General features: G+C 73.0%; 20 protein-coding genes. 11 read left to right on the top strand and 9 right to left on the bottom strand.

Translation table 11 applies throughout. The features are described from left to right. Nucleotides 1-15 precede the first annotated feature (15 nt). From OHQ87_RS10885 to OHQ87_RS10875, 3 genes are all read right to left on the bottom strand, one after another. Complete coding sequence (locus tag OHQ87_RS10885; protein ID WP_328347467.1) at nucleotides 16-516, bottom strand: hemerythrin domain-containing protein; 501 nt, start codon at nucleotides 514-516, stop codon at nucleotides 16-18. Between the two features lie 89 nt (nucleotides 517-605). Continuing rightward, nucleotides 606-1,475 carry an NAD(P)H-hydrate dehydratase gene (locus OHQ87_RS10880; RefSeq protein ID WP_328347465.1) on the bottom strand — a complete coding sequence of 290 codons (870 nt, stop codon included), beginning with the start codon at nucleotides 1,473-1,475 and terminating at the stop codon, nucleotides 606-608. Next, entirely contained in the window at nucleotides 1,459-2,190 is a 732-nt protein-coding gene (locus tag OHQ87_RS10875; RefSeq protein WP_328347463.1) for a histidine phosphatase family protein, read from the bottom strand. Before OHQ87_RS10875 ends, OHQ87_RS10880 begins: the two co-directional genes overlap by 17 nt. A gap of 238 nt (nucleotides 2,191-2,428) precedes the next feature. Here OHQ87_RS10875 and OHQ87_RS10870 point away from each other — a divergent pair, with 238 nt between their 5' ends. Next, nucleotides 2,429-2,983 (top strand): hypothetical protein, encoded by a 555-nt coding sequence (locus OHQ87_RS10870; protein WP_328347461.1) that lies wholly within the window; start codon nucleotides 2,429-2,431, stop codon nucleotides 2,981-2,983. Nucleotides 2,984-3,056: 73 nt separating this feature from the next. Here OHQ87_RS10870 and OHQ87_RS10865 read toward each other — a convergent pair whose 3' ends face one another. Further along, nucleotides 3,057-3,677 carry an L-threonylcarbamoyladenylate synthase gene (locus tag OHQ87_RS10865; RefSeq protein ID WP_328347459.1) on the bottom strand — a complete coding sequence of 207 codons (621 nt, stop codon included), beginning with the start codon at nucleotides 3,675-3,677 and terminating at the stop codon, nucleotides 3,057-3,059. 10 nt (nucleotides 3,678-3,687) lie between these two features. Next, nucleotides 3,688-3,885, bottom strand: coding sequence for a hypothetical protein (locus tag OHQ87_RS10860; protein WP_328347457.1), 198 nt, complete (start codon nucleotides 3,883-3,885; stop codon nucleotides 3,688-3,690). A gap of 158 nt (nucleotides 3,886-4,043) precedes the next feature. Here OHQ87_RS10860 and OHQ87_RS10855 point away from each other — a divergent pair, with 158 nt between their 5' ends. From OHQ87_RS10855 to OHQ87_RS10845, 3 genes are all read left to right on the top strand, one after another. Next, on the top strand, nucleotides 4,044-4,256 hold the full coding sequence (locus OHQ87_RS10855; RefSeq protein WP_328347455.1) for a hypothetical protein: 213 nt from the start codon (nucleotides 4,044-4,046) through the stop codon (nucleotides 4,254-4,256). Between the two features lie 57 nt (nucleotides 4,257-4,313). Continuing rightward, nucleotides 4,314-4,550 (top strand): winged helix-turn-helix domain-containing protein, encoded by a 237-nt coding sequence (locus OHQ87_RS10850; RefSeq protein WP_328347453.1) that lies wholly within the window; start codon nucleotides 4,314-4,316, stop codon nucleotides 4,548-4,550. Between the two features lie 69 nt (nucleotides 4,551-4,619). Then, nucleotides 4,620-5,591, top strand: coding sequence for a DNA polymerase domain-containing protein (locus tag OHQ87_RS10845; protein ID WP_328347451.1), 972 nt, complete (start codon nucleotides 4,620-4,622; stop codon nucleotides 5,589-5,591). A gap of 60 nt (nucleotides 5,592-5,651) precedes the next feature. On the opposite strand, the gene OHQ87_RS10840 is transcribed toward OHQ87_RS10845, so the two are convergent. Next, the gene (locus tag OHQ87_RS10840; protein ID WP_328347449.1) at nucleotides 5,652-6,158 is read right to left on the bottom strand and encodes an Lrp/AsnC family transcriptional regulator; all 507 of its coding nucleotides are present in this window, start codon (nucleotides 6,156-6,158) and stop codon (nucleotides 5,652-5,654) included. A gap of 72 nt (nucleotides 6,159-6,230) precedes the next feature. Between OHQ87_RS10840 and pdhA the strand changes: the two genes are divergently transcribed. The 6 genes from pdhA (at nucleotide 6,231) to OHQ87_RS10810 (ending at nucleotide 13,782) form a co-directional block, all read left to right on the top strand. Then, nucleotides 6,231-7,430, top strand: a complete 1,200-nt coding sequence (gene pdhA, locus OHQ87_RS10835) for a pyruvate dehydrogenase (acetyl-transferring) E1 component subunit alpha (protein ID WP_328348802.1) — start codon at nucleotides 6,231-6,233, stop codon at nucleotides 7,428-7,430. Further along, a complete protein-coding gene (locus OHQ87_RS10830; protein ID WP_328347447.1) occupies nucleotides 7,430-8,446 on the top strand; it encodes an alpha-ketoacid dehydrogenase subunit beta in 1,017 nt (338 codons plus the stop codon). Before pdhA ends, OHQ87_RS10830 begins: the two co-directional genes overlap by 1 nt. After that, the gene (locus tag OHQ87_RS10825; RefSeq protein ID WP_328347445.1) at nucleotides 8,443-9,858 is read left to right on the top strand and encodes a dihydrolipoamide acetyltransferase family protein; all 1,416 of its coding nucleotides are present in this window, start codon (nucleotides 8,443-8,445) and stop codon (nucleotides 9,856-9,858) included. The genes OHQ87_RS10830 and OHQ87_RS10825 overlap by 4 nt, the downstream gene beginning before the upstream one ends. 187 nt (nucleotides 9,859-10,045) lie before the next feature. Continuing rightward, a complete protein-coding gene (locus OHQ87_RS10820) occupies nucleotides 10,046-11,725 on the top strand; it encodes a right-handed parallel beta-helix repeat-containing protein (RefSeq protein ID WP_328347443.1) in 1,680 nt (559 codons plus the stop codon). 175 nt (nucleotides 11,726-11,900) lie between these two features. Beyond that, a complete protein-coding gene (locus tag OHQ87_RS10815; protein ID WP_328347441.1) occupies nucleotides 11,901-13,175 on the top strand; it encodes a L,D-transpeptidase in 1,275 nt (424 codons plus the stop codon). Between the two features lie 238 nt (nucleotides 13,176-13,413). Beyond that, complete coding sequence (locus OHQ87_RS10810) at nucleotides 13,414-13,782, top strand: STAS domain-containing protein (protein ID WP_328347439.1); 369 nt, start codon at nucleotides 13,414-13,416, stop codon at nucleotides 13,780-13,782. A 136-nt stretch (nucleotides 13,783-13,918) separates the two neighbouring features. Here OHQ87_RS10810 and OHQ87_RS10805 read toward each other — a convergent pair whose 3' ends face one another. Then, on the bottom strand, nucleotides 13,919-14,302 hold the full coding sequence (locus tag OHQ87_RS10805; RefSeq protein ID WP_328347437.1) for an FKBP-type peptidyl-prolyl cis-trans isomerase: 384 nt from the start codon (nucleotides 14,300-14,302) through the stop codon (nucleotides 13,919-13,921). Between the two features lie 247 nt (nucleotides 14,303-14,549). Beyond that, on the bottom strand, nucleotides 14,550-15,116 hold the full coding sequence (locus OHQ87_RS10800) for a hypothetical protein (protein ID WP_328347435.1): 567 nt from the start codon (nucleotides 15,114-15,116) through the stop codon (nucleotides 14,550-14,552). A gap of 225 nt (nucleotides 15,117-15,341) precedes the next feature. Between OHQ87_RS10800 and OHQ87_RS10795 the strand changes: the two genes are divergently transcribed. Then, a complete protein-coding gene (locus OHQ87_RS10795; RefSeq protein WP_328347433.1) occupies nucleotides 15,342-16,040 on the top strand; it encodes a CBS domain-containing protein in 699 nt (232 codons plus the stop codon). A gap of 55 nt (nucleotides 16,041-16,095) precedes the next feature. Here the strand turns inward: OHQ87_RS10795 and OHQ87_RS10790 are convergent, their stop codons facing one another. Further along, nucleotides 16,096-16,815 (bottom strand): helical backbone metal receptor, encoded by a 720-nt coding sequence (locus tag OHQ87_RS10790; protein WP_328347431.1) that lies wholly within the window; start codon nucleotides 16,813-16,815, stop codon nucleotides 16,096-16,098. Nucleotides 16,816-16,818 lie beyond the last annotated feature (3 nt).

The raw sequence follows: 16,818 nt of genomic DNA, 5'->3' as shown, positions 1-16,818 counted from the left end.
AGGGTGCGGGTGCGGTCAGGCGGTGGTGGCGTGCCGGGCGCTCTTGATCGCCTTCGGGTCGCCGGGCGAGCGGGGCGCGTCCGGGCGCAGCGCGATCATCCGCTCGCCGATCTCCTGGAGCGGGTTACGGCCGAGCGCCTCGCGTACCTTCGGGAACCACTCCTGCTCCTCCTCCTCGATGTGGTGCTCGACGTTCTCGATCAGCACAGTCGTCTTGGCGACGAAGTGGTCGTCGGAGGCGTCCATCGCGGCCAGTTCGGCGCAGAGCAGGTCGGCGACGTGGTGCTCTTCGTACGACTCCAGGATGTCGTCCTCCACGTCCGGCAGCAGCTTGCGGACCTCCGGGTACATCGCCTCGTTCTCGAGGTAGGTGTGCGTGGTCAGGGCCGCCACGATCTCGTCGACGATCTTGCGACGGCGACTGGCCGGCCCCTCCTGCGCCTTCTCGAACTCGCGGAAGAGGCGGCGTATCTCCTTGTGGTCCTCTTTGAGCAGGACGATGGCGTCGGTGGACACCGGCAGACCTCCTTGATCGGCTGACGGTGCTCCCGATACCCCGGGACGAGCTGCGGAAACGGATCGTGGTCGACGAATGTAAGGCGACGTCAGACGGTGGCGATGGTGTGCGGGATCTCGTCGAGCAGCTCGCGGGCGAGGAACCCGATCCGGCCGTACCGGGGCACCAGCCGTTGCCCGCTGACCGCGTGCACCCACGCCGCCCAGCAGGCTGCCTGGGCGGGCTCGGCACCCCGGGAGAGCAGTCCGGCGAGCAGGCCGGCCCGCACGTCGCCGCTGCCCGAGGTGCCCAGCCCGGCGTCGCCGCTCTCCTCCCGCCAGCCCTGGCCGTCGGGGGTGGCGATGTGGCCGTAGAGGGAGACCACCGCCTCGTACCGGCGGGCCAGCTCGCGGGAGTCGGCGTCCAGGTCGTCGCCGGGATCCCGGCCGAGCAGGTGCCGGGCCTCGGTGAGGTTCGGGGTCAGCACCACCTTCCGGTCCGCGCCGACCAGCAGGTCCGGTTCGTGGCTGAGCGCCCCCAGCGCGTACGCGTCGAAGACCAGTGCGGTGTGCGGCCCGGCCGCCGACAGCACCAGGCGCAGCAGCGCGCGGGTCTGGTCGATGTCGTTGAGGCCCGGCCCGACGGTGACCACGTCGGCCTGCGCGACCAGGTCACCGAGCCGGTCGCCCGGGTCACCGGCGACCGCGCCGTCGTCGGTCTCCGGCAGGCCGACCACCATGGCCTCGGGCACCTGGATGCTCAGCGCGGCGGCGGTGGACTCGGCGGCGGCCAGTTGCAGCACCCCGGCCCCGGCGCGCAGCGCGGCCACCCCGGCCAGCAGCACCGCGCCCGGGGTGAAACGGGAGCCACCGACCACCAGCACGGTTCCCCGGTTGTCCTTGCCTCCGGTCGGCGTCGGCAGCGCCCAGTCCCGCAGCAGACCCGGGGTGATGACCCGGGTGTCAGACCGGTTCGGCATGGATCTCGTCCTCCGTGGTGGGTGGGGCACCCTGTGCGTGCAGGTGGGCGACGTCGTTGAAGATGGCCGGGACGAGCCGGCCGGCGGCGTCCGCCGACCAGCCGGTCACCGAGCAGTTGGCGATCACGTGTTCCCGGGTCAGCCGCATCAGCTCCGCCTCGGTGAGCCCTTCCACCAGGTAACGGAGCAGGAACACCAGGGCGTCGTGCCCGAACAGCAGCACCCGTTGCCCCTGGTGGTCGCGGCGCAGATCACCGAGGAGGGTACGCAGCCGCAGCGCCACGTCGGTCCAGGACTCACCGCCCGGGGGCCGGTAGTAGAACTTGCCGAGCCGTTGCCGGCGGGCCGCCTCGTCGGGAAACCGGCGGGTCACCCCGTGCCCGGTCAACCCGTCGAGGATGCCCAGTTCCCGGTCACGCAGCCGCTCGTCGACACTGGCCGGGATGCCGGTGCCGGCCAACGCCAACTCGGCCGTCCGCCTCGCCCGCAGATACGGCGAGACGACCGCCAGGTCGGGTCGTCGCTGCTCCGGCAGGTCGGCCAGCCAGCGCGCGGTGGCCCGCGCCTGTTCCTCGCCGGTGTCCGACAGTGGCACGTCGGCGTCCCGGTGGGTCAGGTCGATCAGTTCCGCGCCGTCCGCCTCGGCCGCCGAGGCGGCGACGTTCGCCGTGCTCTCACCGTGCCGGACGATCCACAGCGCTGCCAGTTCCGCCATGCCCCATCCCTACCCCCACCCCGACCCGGATAACCGCCCCACTGCGCCGCCCGAGGTCCGAGCGGAAGGCGCTGCGCAACATCGTTGATGTAGTGGTATCGGAGCCGACGGATGCCACTACATCAACGATTCGGCGTCGATCATGTGATCCGGAGGGTCCGTCGCCGCCCCACCGGTCGGGGAGCGCGCCCGTTGGTCCGGGGTCGGCCCGTCGCCAGTGGGTCGATACCCTCCCCGGGTGGACGGCGGGGTAGACAGTGCGGCGGACGGGGAACGGTTGGCGGCATCGCTCACCGCCTGGCTGGATCGGCTCGAATTCGTCGACCTGGGCACCGACGAGGTGACCGCGCGGATCATCGACGCCGTGCTGGCCTGGGCCGCCGGGCAGGGCTGGCGGTCCTACCGTCGGGCGGCGAGCGTGCTGCCGCTGCCCCCGCCGATGACCGACCGGCACTCGGTGCTGGACGTGGCGTGCGCCCGCCGGGACGGGCCGCCCGTGGTGATCGAGATCGACCATACCGACCGGCGGCGCACCTGGGAGAAGCTCGCGGCGGAGGCCGCCGCCGGCCGGGTCGCCCTCTGGGTGCGCTGGGGTCCGGGGAAGTTCGCCGTGCCGCCGGCCCCGATCCGCCTGGTCACCTGCGAGGTGGCCCGACACTCCGGGCCGGTGGGCGCGGGCCGCCGGCACAGCCGGACGACGGGTCCGGCCCGGCCGGCACCCGTCCACTCCGCCCGTGACGTCGACCCGGTCGTCGAGCCGCTGCCGCTGCCGCCTCCCGAACCCGGTTCCTGACCCGACGACCAGCCGGTGGGTCGACCCGGATCGAGCGCCCCGGGACGTAGGTAGGAGACGGGCCGGCGCGCGACTATTCGAAGCGGGTCGGGTCGCCCGCGCCGTAGCGGACGATCTCCGGCTCGTCGGTGGAGAAGTCGATCACGGTGGTGGGCAGCGTGCCGCACTCACCGGAATCGATCACCGCGTCGATCGCGTGGTCGAGCCGCTCCTTGATCTCCCAGCCCTGGGTCATCGGTTCGGTCTCGCCGGGCAGCAGCAGGGTGCTCGACACCAGCGGCTCACCCAGCGCCGCCAGCAGCGCCTGCGCGACCGGGTGGTCGGGGATGCGTACCCCGACGGTTTTCTTCTTCGGGTGCAGCAGCCGGCGCGGCACCTCCTTGGTGGCGGGCAGGATGAAGGTGTAGCTGCCCGGGGTGGCCGCCTTCAGCGACCGGAACACCGCGTTGTTGATGTGCACGAACTGGCCGAGCTGCGCGAAGTCCCGGCACACCAGGGTGAAGTGGTGCTTGCTGTCCAGCTGCCGGATCTCCCGGATCCGGTCGAGACCGTCCCGGTTGCCGAGCTGGCAACCGAGTGCGAAGCACGAGTCGGTCGGGTAGGCGACCAGGCCGTCGCCGCGCAGCAGGTCGACCACCCGGGCGATCGTCCGGGGCTGCGGGTTCTCCGGGTGTACGTCGAGATAGGTCGCCATGGCGGCGAGCCTAGTGGGGGAGCGGCGGCGGCTGCCGGTGAGCCCGCAGCACCGAGCGCGCCCAGGTCAGCATGTGGCATCCGTCGTCGCAGCACTGGAAGCAGCGGCGCAGCGGTGGCGGCCCGTCCGGGGCCTCGTGGTGCTGGGCCAACACCCGCTGGGCGGTCCAGATGACCAGGGCTGGCGAGATCGGTTCGTCCATCGGCATGGTCGGCCCTTTCTGGGGACAGGCAGGTCCGGGCACCGATCTCCGATCAGGCACCCGGACCGCTACCGGATGTGCTTCACCAGCATCACCTTCAACGTGCACACCGTCAAGGTTGGAAGTGGCAACGTGTGCACGGCGCACGTACATACGGTCGCATCGTGAGACTCGTAGCCCTCTCCGACATCGCGGACATGCTCGGTGGCGTGTCGCGCACCAGGGCCACCGAGATCACCAACCGTCCGACCTTCCCGACGCCGATCGACACGGTGGCAAGCGGCAAGGTCCGCGTCTGGGATCGCACGGCGGTCGATGCGTGGATCAGGCAGTACCGGCCGAATCAACCGCGCGGCGCGGACGACGAGGAACGCTGAACGGTTTGGCGTTCGGGTGCCATAGCTAAAGACCTGTTTCTCGATTAGCGTCGTGTCGTGATCGACCCAGACGGCCCGGTGCCGGTCTATCGCCAGGTGGCGAACATCCTGGCCGAGCGCATCGCCAGTGGTGATCTTGCGGCGCATCGACCGATTTCGAGCGAAGCGGCGATCGTGCAGGAGTTCGGGGTGGCCCGCGGCACCGCCCGCCGTGCCGTCGCCGAGCTCCGCGAGCGCGGGTTGGTCTACACCGTGCCGCAGCGCGGCACCTACGTCGGGCAGCCCGAGCCGTAGCCCTCACGCGAATCGCTGCGATCCGGTGAGCCGGCTGTGGGTGTCGGGGGTGGCCGTTACCGTGTGGGCGTGGCGACGGCGGCCGAGGAGATCCAGGTGGGGGAGCGGCTGGTCCGCATCTCCAGCCCCGACAAGCCCTACTTTCCCGAGCGCGGGCTGACCAAGCGGGACGTGGTCGGCTACTTCCTGGCCGTCGGCGACGGCATCCTGCGCGCCCTGTGGGACCGGCCGACGATGCTGGAACGCTGGCCGCGCGGGGTGTTCGAGGGGGCCAAGATCGGCACCCGGCAGGACAACCGGGGTGATGCGTTCTACCAGAAACGGCTCCCGGCCGGTGCTCCCGACTGGGTCCGCACCGCACACCTCACCTTCCCCAGCGGTCGTACCGCCGACGAGGTCGCGCCGAGCGAGCTGGCGGTGGTGATCTGGGCGGCCAACCTCGGCACCCTGCGGTTCCATCCCTGGCCGGTGACGACGGCCGACGTGGAGCGCCCCGACCAGCTCCGGATCGACCTGGACCCGATGCCGGGTGTCGGGTTCGACCAGGTGGTGCCGGTGGCGCACGAGGTCCGGGCCTTCCTCACCGAGCTGGGCATGGTCGGCTACCCCAAGACGACCGGCGGGCGGGGCCTGCACGTCTACCTCTCCATCGAGCCCCGGTGGAGCTTCGGCGACTGCCGGCGCGCGGTGCTGGCCCTGGGCCACGAGTTGGCGCGGCGGCTGCCCGACCTGGTCACCACCACCTGGTGGCGCGACCAGCGGGACAAGCCGGTCTTCATCGACTACAACCAGATGGCCCGCGACCACACGGTCACCTCGGCGTACTCGATCCGGCCCACCCCGGCGGCGCTGGTGTCGGCCCCGCTGGCGTGGGCCGAGCTGGACGACGCCCGCCCGGAGGACTTCGACGTGCTGAGCATGCCGGCCCGGTTCGCCGAGCGCGGCGACCCGCACGCCGGCCTGGACGGCGACCGCTACTCCCTGGAGCCGCTGTTGGCGCTGGCCGACCGCGCCGGCCTGGCCGCCCCACCGGAACGCTGACCCGCCGCCCGGCCGTCCCCGGACCGGCCAGTCGGGGCCTGAGCGACCGCGCCGGGCCGCTCACCCCCAGGGGCTGCCGGCCCCGTCGAACTCGTCGAAGACCAGCCAGGTCCGGGTGGAGAGCACCCCGGCGATGCCCTGCACCCGGCTGAGCACCACGTCCCGCAGGGTGGCGTTGTCCGGCGCGCGGACCAGGGCCAGCACGTCGTGCTCCCCGCTGAGCAGCGCCACGTGCTCGATGTAGCGCACCCGGGCCAGCTCCGCCGACACCTCCCGCCAGGTGTTCTGCTGGATGGTCAGCGAGATGTACGCCGAGGTGCCCAGCCCGGCCGGCTCCGGCGCCACCCGGGCCCGGAACCCGGTGATCACCCCGTCGCGCAGCAGCCGCTCCACCCGGGCGTACGCGTTGGTGCGCGAGACGTGCACCCGCTCGGCGAGGGTACGCATGGACAGCCGGCCGTCACGGGTCAGCTCGTCGAGGACCCGTCGGTCCACCTCGTCCAGCGGGGCGACCGAACGTCCCGTTCCGCCCGGTAGGGCCGCCGACGGGGTGGTCTGCTGGCTCATCAGATACTCCTCGGTAGGCCAATCGTCCCGCGTTCACCGGGAACGTTGAGTCAATCATCCAACGGCTGGAGCATAGGGCCACCACACGTCCAGGAGGTCCCCGCCGTGACGACCACACCCCAGGCGGTCCGCAGGGCATCCCCGCGTACCCGTCGACCGGCCACCCCGGTCGCCCCCGAACCCACCGCCGGCCTGCTCCCGCAGACCGAGCCGGTGCGGTTGCTCGACCCCGACGGCACCCCGCTGCCGTCCCGCGCCGACCTGCCCGAGCCGCCGGTCGAGGTGTTGCGCGAGATGTACCGCCGGATGGTCGTCGGCCGCCGGTTCGACGCGCAGGCCACCGCACTGACCAAGCAGGGCCGGCTCGCCGTCTACCCGTCCTCGCGCGGCCAGGAGGCCTGCCAGGTCGGTGCGGTGCTCGCGCTGCGCGACGACGACTGGGTCTTCCCGACCTACCGGGAGTCGATGGCGCTGACCGCCCGGGGCATCGACCCGGTCGAGGTGCTGACCCTGCTGCGCGGCGACTGGCACTGCGGGTACGACCCGACGGTGGTGCACACCGCGCCGCAGTGCACCCCGTTGGCCACCCAGTGCGTGCACGCCGCCGGACTGGCCTACGGCGAGTCCTACCAGGGGCGGGACACCGTGGCGCTGGCCTTCATCGGCGACGGCGCGACCAGCGAGGGTGACTTCCACGAGGGGCTCAACTTCGCCGCCGTGTTCAAGGCCCCGGTCGTCTACTTCGTGCAGAACAACAAGTACGCGATCAGCGTGCCGCTGTCCCGGCAGACCGCCGCGCCGAGCCTGGCCTACAAGGGCGTCGGCTACGGGGTGCCCAGCGAGCAGGTCGACGGCAACGACCCGCTCGCGGTGCTCGCGGTGCTCACCCGGGCGGTGGCGCACGCCCGCGCCGGGCACGGGCCGTACCTGGTCGAGGCGCACACCTACCGGATGGAGGCGCACACCAACGCCGACGACGCCAGCCGCTACCGGGATCCCGACGAGGTCGAGGCGTGGCGGGGCCGCGACCCGGTGGCCCGGCTGGAGGCGTACCTGCGCAACCGGGGTGAGCTGGACGACGCGACGGTGGCGCAGGTCGCCGCCGAGGCCGAGGGGTACGCCGCCGACCTGCGGGAGCGGATGCACGCCCAGCCGACGGTCGACCCGCTGAGCCTGTTCGACCACGTCTTCGCCGAGCCGACCCCGCAACTTGTCGAGCAGCGCGAACAGGTGCGCGCCGAGCTGGCCGCCGACGCGGAGGGGGACGCCTGATGGCCACCATGACGATGGCGAAGGCGCTCAACGCCGCGCTCGCCGACGCGATGCTCGACGACGAGCGGGTGCTCGTCTTCGGCGAGGACGTCGGGCAGCTCGGCGGGGTCTTCCGGATCACCGACGGGTTGCAGGCCCGGTTCGGCGACAAGCGTTGCTTCGACACCCCGCTCGCCGAGGCCGGCATCGTCGGCTTCGCCGTCGGCCTGGCCATGACCGGGCTGCGGCCGGTGGTCGAGATGCAGTTCGACGCGTTCGCCTACCCGGCGTTCGAACAGATCGCCTCGCACGTGGCGAAGCTGCGCAACCGCACCCGGGGCGCGTTGAGCGTGCCGATGGTCATCCGGGTGCCCTACGCCGGTGGCATCGGCGGGGTGGAGCACCACTGCGACTCGTCCGAGGGGTACTACGCACACACCCCCGGGCTGAAGGTGGTCACCCCGGCGACCGTCGAGGACGCGTACTCGCTGCTGCGGGAGGCGATCGCCGACCCCGATCCGGTGGTGTTCATGGAGCCGAAGAAGCTCTATTTCGCCAGCGCCGACGCGGAGCTGCCGGCCCGTACCGCGCCGTTCGGCCGGGCCGTGGTGCGTCGACCCGGCACCGACGCCACCCTGGTCGCGTACGGCCCGGCGGTGCCGGTGGCGCTGGAGGCCGCCGAGGCCGCCCGGGAGGAGGGCTGGGACCTGGAGGTGGTCGACGTCCGGACCATCGTGCCCTTCGACGACGCCACGGTCACCGCCTCGGTACGCCGCACCGGCCGGTGCGTGGTGATCACCGAGGCGCAGGGCTTCGCCGGGGTCGGGGCGGAGATCGCCGCCCGGGTGCAGGAGCGCTGTTTCCACGCCCTGCACGCACCGGTGCTGCGGGTCGCCGGGCTGGACATCCCCTACCCGGCGCCGATGCTGGAGCACACCCACCTGCCCGGGGTGGACCGGGTGCTCGACACGGTGGCCCGCCTCCAGTGGGACGACCGGCCCGACCCGCGTTGGCTGCTCCAGGGGAGCGCGGCGTGAGCGCCCGCACCGCAGCGCAGGCCGTCACCGTTCCGCAGGCCCCCGCAGGAACCCGGGTCTTCCTCCTGCCCGATCTGGGCGAGGGGCTGAGCGAGGCGGAGATCGTCGAGTGGCGGGTCGCCGTCGGCGACGTGGTCACCGTGGACCAGAGCGTGGTGGAGGTGGAGACCGCCAAGGCGGTGGTCGACGTGCCCTGCCCGTACGCCGGCCGGGTGGTCGCCCTGCACGGCGCGGCCGGCGAGACGCGCCCGGTCGGCCAACCGCTTATCACCATCGCGTCGCCCGACGGCGGCGACGAGCCCGCCGGGCACGCCACCTACCGCGAGGAGGAGCGGGCCGGTTCCGGCAACGTGCTGATCGGGTACGGCACCGGGCACGGCGGCACCGCCCGCCGTCGCCGCCGATCCCGGCCGACCCCGGCCCCGGAGCCCGTCGCCGGACCGGAGGAAGCAACCGCCCCGACCGGTGGGACGGCCGCTCTGGTCATCTCGCCGATCGTGCGTCGGCTCGCCCGGGAGCACGGGGTGGACCTGGCCGCGCTGCGCGGCACCGGCCCCGGCGGCGTGATCCGTCGCTCCGACGTGGAGGCAGCGCTGGACACCCCACCGGGCCGGCCCGTCGTCGCCTCGGCGCAGCACGGTGTCGTCCCGGACCGGCAGACCGCCGGCGCGGACCGGCCGGCAACGGCCGGGCACGTCGGGCTGGCCCCGGCCGATGCGCAGGACGTCGTCATCCCGCTGACCGGCATCCGCCGGGTGATCGCCGACAAGCTCTCCCGCAGTCGCCGGGAGATCCCCGAGGTGACCATCTGGGTCGACGCGGACGCCACCGCGCTGCTGGCGACCCGGGCGGCGATCAACGCGGCCACCCCGGACGCCCCGGTCAGCGTGCTGGCCCTGCTGGCCCGGATCTGCCTCAGCGGGCTGCGACGGTTCCCGCAGCTCAACGCGCACGTCGACACCGAGGGGCAGCGGATCGTCCAGTCGGCCGGGGTGCACCTGGGCATCGCCGCGCAGACCGACCGGGGCCTACTCGTCCCGGTGCTGCGCGACGCCCAGCGGCTCACCACCCGGGAGCTGGCCGCCGCGCTGGCGGAGACCACCGCCGCCGCCCGCGCCGGCACCCTGCCGCCGGCCCGGCTCACCGGTGGCACCTTCACCCTCAACAACTACGGCGTGTTCGGGGTGGACGGTTCCACCCCGATCATCAACCACCCGGAGGCGGCGCTGCTCGGGGTGGGGCGGATCGTGGACAAGCCGTGGGTGGTCGACGGGCAGTTGGCGGTCCGCAAGGTGACCCAGCTCAGCCTCACCTTCGACCACCGGGTCTGCGACGGCGGGGTGGCAGGTGGTTTCCTGCGGCACGTCGCCGACTGCGTCGAACAGCCGGCGTTGCTGGTCGCGAACGTCTGAGCGGTACGCCGCGGAGCCGGTCACCCTGGGCGGGGTGACCGGCTCCGTCGGCATGTCGGGGCGTTCGTCCGCTTCGTCGGGGCCCGCCGGCAGCGGGGCGGGGTTTTCCGGTCGACGGGCCGGGAAACCGGCGGCGGTCGAGAACCCGCCGCACCGGTCGTGGACGCACCGCCGAGAGGAGTCTCCCGTGCCGTACCAGGGTCTGCCCGTCGCCCTGCGGGACCGCCGTCCGCCCGTGGCCGGTGCGCCGCTGTGGTGCAACGCCCACGACTACGGCCTGACCGGTGACGGGGTGACCAACGACCAGCCGGCGCTGGCCGCCCTGGTGGACCGGCTCGGTGACGGCTACGCGGCCGACGGGCGGGCCAGGGTGATCTGGTGCCCGCCGGGCATCTACTCCATCCGGGACGCCGGCACGGTGTGGCGCAGCGGGGTGTCGCTGATCGGCGCCGGCCCGGCCGCCACCCGGTTTTTGCTCAGCAACGAGGGCAATCGCAGCGACCCGACGCCACTGGCGTTCTGGACGGTGCTCCAGCACGGCGCGGACCGGGACCGGCACATCGCCGACTGCACCTTCGCCGACTTCGAGATCGATGGCTCCGGGGTGGCCCTCGCCGAGTACAACTACCTGGCCAAGGGCCTCGGGTTGCAGTACGTGGTGCGCGGGGTGTTCCGCAACCTCTACATCCACCACACCGGAGCGAGCGGACTGGGCTGCGACTTCCTCCAGGACACCCTGGTCGACGGGGTGGTGGTGGTCGGCTGCGGCCGGCTGGACAACGGCGAGCAGATGGGCGGCGCGGGCATCGGCATCGGCATCGGCGGCTGGGGCGACATGGAACGGCTCACCATCGCCAACTGCACAGCCCTGGCCAACGGCACCAACGGCATCTTCCTCGAACTCCAGAAGGACTACTGGACGCCGCCGCGCGGCTACCGGATCATCGGCTGCCACAGCCAGGGCAACCGGTTCGGCATCTCCGACTGGGGGGCCGACGGGCTGATCGTCACCGGCTGCACGATGACGGGCAACCTGGAGGCCGGCTACGACGTGTCCGGCAACGGCACCGCCGGAGTCGCAGGCCGGGGCGGTCTGCTCACCGACTGCGTCATCGACGGCAACGTGCGCGACGGGATCAGCGTGGGTAACACCCCGGGGCCGTACACGGTGCGCGGCAACCGGATCAGCAGCAACGGCGGGTACGGCTACCACCAGCACGACCTGGGCCGTGGCTACCCGCGCCCGGCGCAGGACGTGGTGGTGGAGAGCAACGAGTTCTGGGGCAACGGCCTGGACGCCATCCGGGTGGACCGCCCGATGACCGACGCGATGCTGCTCGACAACCGGATCCGCAACAACGGCCGGCAGTGCGCCGAGGCGTCCTGCGGTGGCGGCGAGTCGGTCCGCTACAGCGAACGGTCCCTGGTCGACCGGTCGGCGACCTGGGCGCAGGACAGCCACCGGGGCAAGGTGCTGCGGGTCGGCCGGCGGGTCGCCGTGGTGGCCGCCAACACCGCCACCGAGCTGCACCTCGCCCCGGTACGCCCGGACGCCTACTCCGGCTGGAGCGGGGACACCCCGCTGCCGGGCACCCCGTACGAGCTGCCGGCCGCGCCACCGGTCCGGGCCGGCATCGCGATCGCCGCGGCGTTCGACTCGGCGACCGTGCGGGGCAACCGGATCTGGGACAACCACGACGAACGCACCCAGACCCATGGGCTCTGGATCACGGCGGGAGGCAGTTGTGTCGGCTGCCGGGTGGAGGACAACGACCTGGCCGGCAACGCGGTGGCGGCGATCCGGTTGGACACCCCGCCGGTCGGGGGGCGCTGGGACCGCAACCACGGCGACCAGGACTGGGACTGACGACCCGTGTCATGCCGGCGCGGACGATCCCGGACATCGGTGCCTCCCGGCCCCGTCCGGCACCGCCCGGGTCCATAAGCCAGGCGTTCCCCGCCCGGTTCCCCGAAAAGCACGACCCGGCCCGAGAAACGCCGTACAGAATGTGGTCAAGGGGACTGGGAATGGGGGACGGAATATGGACGTGAGGCGGCGATTGACGCTTTTGGCGGTAACCATCGCAGCCGCACCGTTGGCCCTCGGCGGGTGCACCGCCGAGCGGAAGCCGGCGGCCGGGGCGGCACCCGGCGGGGCGGCCGGCCCCACGGTGTCGGTGAGTCCCGCCGATCGGGCGAAGGACGTGCCGATCAGCGCGGAGGTCGGCACCACCGTGAAGAACGGTCGGGTGAGCAGCGTGAAACTCACCGACGACAAGGGGAAGGCAGTTGCCGGTGAGCCGAGGGAGGACGGGTCGAGCTGGGTGCCTGCGGTCCCGCTGGGCAGCGGCCGCAGGTACACCGCAGAGGTGACCGCAACCGGCGACTCGGGCCGGACGACGGTCGGGCGCACCACGTTCACCACGGTGACGAATACGCACCGGCAAGCGTTGACCAGCGTGCTCTATTTCGCCGGTAACCAGACGTACGGCACCGCCATGCCGGTGACTGTGGCATTCGAGCCGGCAATTCCCAAAGAGGCCAGGGCGGCCGTGCAACGACGATTGTTCGTGAAGACCGACCCGCCGCAGCCGGGCACCTGGTCGTGGCTGGAGGACGGCAGCCAGGTCTACTACCGGGCACCTGACTTCTGGCGTACCGGTACGACGATCAGCGTCCGGTCCGCGCTGGCGGGCCTGCCGATCGGCAAGGAGTACGTCGGTGACGATGACCGGCGGTCCACCTCGAAGATCGGTCGGCAGGTCGCCTTGGACATCGACAACGCCACCAAGCAGATGTCGGTCTTCCAGGACGGCAGGCTGATCCGCAGGATCCCGGTCAGTCTCGGCAAGCCGAGCACGCCGAGCTCCAGCGGCAAGATGGTGATCATGGAGAAGCACCAGCAGACCCGCTTCGACACCCGGGGCGAGCCCGACGGGGGTTACGTGGTCGACGTCGAGGACGCCCAGCGCCTCACCTGGGGCGGCGAGTTCATCCATGCCGCCCCCTGGTCGGAGGGCGACCAGGGCTACACCAACGTCTCGCACGGCTGCGCCAACGTCTCGTCCACCGCCGCCGACTGGCTGATGGGCGTCACCCAGGTCGGCGACCTGGTCACCGTCAAGGGCACCGAGGTGCCGTTGCGACCGGGCAACGGCTGGACGGCCTGGAACACCAGCTGGGCCGAGTTCGCCAGGGGCAGCGCGCTGCCCGTACCGCCGGGCCTGAAGCCGGCGCCGACCACCAGCCCGGCGCACCCGGGCGCGGTCGCCGGGGGCTCGTCACCCGCACCCGCGCCGTCGGCCAGCGGCGGCTGACCACCCGCCGGGGGAGGAACGACCGGGTACGACCGGTCCGCCCTTGCGGGCGGCCGGTCGTACCGCGTCCTGCCAGGGGTTCCGCGCGTCTTACGGGCGCTGCGGGTGCCGCCTCGCGTGACCGGCGGTGCTCCACCCTGAGGAGGAGTCGGGGTCGGCTCCGGGGCGACCCTGGGACTACCCGGAAACCCACCTCGGGCAGGGCGGAAACGTCGGGGGTGGGGGCTAGATTCGGGGCATGACACAGGGAGAGGACCGCTTCCACGTGCGGCTCCGGGTGGCCGACGACGTGGTCGAGGTGCGCGCCGTGGGCGAGATCGACATCGCCACCGTCGGCGCGTTCCGGGCCGCCCTCTGGGCCGCGCCGGCCCGCCCGCTGCTCCGGCTCGACCTCTCCGGGGTCCAGGTGCTCTCCGCCGCCGGGGTGCGGGCGCTGGTCGCCGCCCACCTGAGGGCCCGGGCCCGGGGCGGCGAGCTGGTCGTGGTCGACCCCGATCCGGTGGTCGCCCGGGTGCTGCGGGCCACCGGCCTGCACCGGATCATCGCGGTCCGGCACGGCGACGCCCCGGCCGAGGTCACTCCCCGACGCCTGGCGGCCTGCGCCTGACCGATCACCGGGCGCCCCGGTCCAGGTCGCGTCCGTCGGGTCCACCGCCCGTCGCCCGGATCGGGTCGGCAGGTTCGTCGGTCGGCCGCGAGACCCGGCGGTGGGCCGCCGGACGGTGCCGGCGGCCCACCGGAGTTCAGCGGACGCCGAGCAGGTCGACGACGAAGACCAGGGTCTCGTTGGGCTTGATGACGCCGCCCGCGCCCCGGCTGCCGTAGCCCAGGTGCGGCGGGATGGTGAGCCGGCGACGGCCGCCGACCTTCATGCCCACCACACCCTGGTCCCAGCCGGCGATGACCTGGCCGCCGCCCAGGGGGAACTCGAAGGCCTCGCCGCGGTTCCAGGAAGCGTCGAACTCGCGGCCGGTGGAGTGGGACACCCCGACGTAGTGCACGTTGGCCAGCTGGCCCGGCTGGGCCTCGGGGCCGTCGCCGACGGTGATGTCCTCGATGACGAGGTCGGCCGGCGCGGCACCCTCGATCGGGCCGATCTCCGGCTTGCCTGCCTGGGGCGTGTTCATTGCTGATCTCCTCCGTCGTCGCACGATCGTCCGGTCGGTGTCGATCCTGCCCGATCGCGACGCACCGATCGGCGGCGGTCCCGGAGCCGGGTCCGCCGCCGTGCCGACGCCGCCGATGCCGACACCACCCGCCGCGATGCCCACGTCCCTGCGCGGACCGCCGACCGGGGGTGGACGCCCGGCAGGGGCGTCACCGTCGAGGTGACGCCCCTGCCACTCGGTCGGCTGGCCGGGCCAGCCGAACCGGCTACCTGAGCCAGCCGAACCGGCGAACCAGTGGGAGGGTGGCCCAGACCCGGCCGAGGCCGAGGGTGTTCCCCGCGCCGACCAGGGCGAGACCGGCCAGCACCGCGGCGTAGATCAGGTGGTGGTCCATGAAGAGGTTGTTCTCCGGAGGCAGGACGGCGGTCCACATCAGCACCATGAGCAGGCCACCGGTGACCGCGGCGAGCCGCATCCCGATGCCGAGCAGCAGGGCCACCCCGATCCCGGCGAGGCCGATCATGAACAGCCAGTCGGCCCAGGCCGCCCCGGCGATGTCCTGGTAGAGCCCCTGGAACGGGCCCTTCGCGCCGAAGGCGAGGAAACCCTTGGTCGGGCTGCCGCCGTGGATCCAGGCGTTCTTCGTCGCGGTCTCGTGACCGAGGCCGAAGAGCTTGTCCAGGAACGCCCAGAGGAAGATCCAGCCGAGGGCGAGCCGGGTACCGGCCCAGACGTACCGGGCGGCGCGCTGGCGGGTGGTCTCGGTCCCCGCCACCGGTGCGATGCTCCCGGCGGTGGTGTTCCGCTCGATCGTCGCGGTCATGGTCTCCACGTCCCTTCTCTGCCTGGCACCGCACTTCCCGGTGGCAGTTCCATTCCACGCCCGTCGGGCTGCTCGCGGCAGGGCCGACCGGTCCGTGCCGCGGCGGGACCTAAGTCCCCTGACGGGGGCGTCCGGACGGGACCTTCGACCCCGGCGGCACCGGTCCGTCCGCCTCTGCCCCGGCCGGTCGGGCCGGCCCTAACGTCGGTCGGGAGAGCCCCCGAGGAGGTCGTGATGAGGACGTGGCAGGTGGACGACGTGATGACCCGGGAGGTAGCCACGGTGGGGGAGGAGACCCCCTACCGGGCGATCGTCGACGTGCTGATCCGGCGGGGCATCAGCGCGGTGCCGGTGGTGGACGGGTTCCGTCGGGTGCTGGGTGTGGTGTCCGAGGCGGACCTGCTGCACAAGGTGGAGCATTCCGGGGCGCAGGAGGAGCGGCGGGTCTTCGTGGGCCGGCGGCGTCGGGAGTCCCTGGAGAAGGCCGAGGCGCTGCTGGCGGGGGAGCTGATGACAGCGCCGGCCGTCACCACCCGTCCGGGGGCGTCGCTGCCGGCGGCGGCGCGGCTGATGGACCGGGAGGCGGTCAAGCGGCTGCCCGTCCTCGACGACCTGGGCCGGCTGGTGGGCATCGTCACCCGCAGCGACCTGCTGAAGGTGCACCTGCGCAGCGACGCCGAGATCCGCGAGGACGTGGTGCAGGAGGTGTTGCGGCGGGTGCTGGCCGTCCGGGACGGTCTGGTCACCGTGCAGGTCCGCGACGGCGCGGTGACGCTGGACGGCCGGCTGGACCGGCGGACCGCCGCCGAGCTGGCGGTGAAGCTCGCCGGCCAGGTCAGCGGGGTGGTCCAGGTGACCAGCACCATCGGGTACGACCTGGACGACGCCACCGTGGCGCAGCGGACGCCGGGCGGGGTCACCCCGGTGGCCTGAGCACCACCGTGGGTCGGTCACCGGGGCGGGACGGTCGGGCGTCACCGCCCCGGGCTCACTCCCCGCAGACCGCGAGCTGGGCGGTGAGCAGGGCGGGTGCCTCGGCCAGGGACGGGCCGTACCAGGTGAGATGGCGGCCGGAGACCAGCGCGCAGGGGACGCCGGGGAAGGCGTCCGGCCCGTCCTCGGCGGTGAACGCGTACGGCTCGTCGGGGAGCACCACCAGGTCGGGCCGGCGGGCCCGCAGCGCGTCGAGGCCGGGACGCGGATAGCGCTCCGGGTCGTCGTCGTACAGGTTGACCACCCCGAGTCGGCGCAGCACGTCCCCGGCGAAGGTGTCCCCGCCGAGGACCACCCAAGGACGACGCCACACCGGCACCACGGCCCGGCGGACCCCGGCCCCGACGGTGGGATCGGCCCAGGCCCGGCGGGCGTCGGTCAGCCAGCGGGGTTCCCCGGTGACCCCCAGCGCGGCGAGCATCCCGGCCAGCTCGTCAAGCGCCTGCGGTACGGTCCGCGGGTAGGTGACCAGCACCGGCACCCCGGCCGCGGTGAGCGCGTCCGCGTCGGCCCGCCGGTTCTCCTCCACGTTGAGCAGCACCAGGTCCGGCCGCAGCTCCCGGATGCGGTCCAGGTCGGGGTACTTGCTGCCGCCGACCCGGGCGACGTCCAGCCCCGCCGGGTGGACGCACCAGTCGGTCGCGCCGACCAGCATCTCCGGTACGGTCGCCGCCACCGCCTCGGTCAGCGACGGCACCAACGAGACCACCCGCATTCC

This window comes from Micromonospora sp. NBC_00421 (assembly GCF_036017915.1).
GTDB lineage: Bacteria > Actinomycetota > Actinomycetes > Mycobacteriales > Micromonosporaceae > Micromonospora.
This window is presented reverse-complemented; position numbering and strand designations above follow the sequence as displayed.

Bases quoted from the DNA above. Each gene is read 5' to 3' on its own strand.
- OHQ87_RS10880 (WP_328347465.1), bottom strand. From the start codon at position 1,475: ATGCCGAACCGGTCTGACACCCGGGTCATCACCCCGGGTCTGCTGCGG.
- OHQ87_RS10875 (WP_328347463.1), bottom strand. From the start codon at position 2,190: ATGGCGGAACTGGCAGCGCTGTGGATCGTCCGGCACGGTGAGAGCACG.
- OHQ87_RS10865 (WP_328347459.1), bottom strand. From the start codon at position 3,677: ATGGCGACCTATCTCGACGTACACCCGGAGAACCCGCAGCCCCGGACG.
- OHQ87_RS10860 (WP_328347457.1), bottom strand. From the start codon at position 3,885: ATGCCGATGGACGAACCGATCTCGCCAGCCCTGGTCATCTGGACCGCC.
- OHQ87_RS10840 (WP_328347449.1), bottom strand. From the start codon at position 6,158: ATGAGCCAGCAGACCACCCCGTCGGCGGCCCTACCGGGCGGAACGGGA.
- OHQ87_RS10830 (WP_328347447.1), top strand. From the start codon at position 7,430: ATGGCCACCATGACGATGGCGAAGGCGCTCAACGCCGCGCTCGCCGAC.
- OHQ87_RS10815 (WP_328347441.1), top strand. From the start codon at position 11,901: ATGGACGTGAGGCGGCGATTGACGCTTTTGGCGGTAACCATCGCAGCC.
- OHQ87_RS10810 (WP_328347439.1), top strand. From the start codon at position 13,414: ATGACACAGGGAGAGGACCGCTTCCACGTGCGGCTCCGGGTGGCCGAC.
- OHQ87_RS10805 (WP_328347437.1), bottom strand. From the start codon at position 14,302: ATGAACACGCCCCAGGCAGGCAAGCCGGAGATCGGCCCGATCGAGGGT.
- OHQ87_RS10795 (WP_328347433.1), top strand. From the start codon at position 15,342: ATGAGGACGTGGCAGGTGGACGACGTGATGACCCGGGAGGTAGCCACG.
- OHQ87_RS10790 (WP_328347431.1), bottom strand. From the start codon at position 16,815: ATGCGGGTGGTCTCGTTGGTGCCGTCGCTGACCGAGGCGGTGGCGGCG.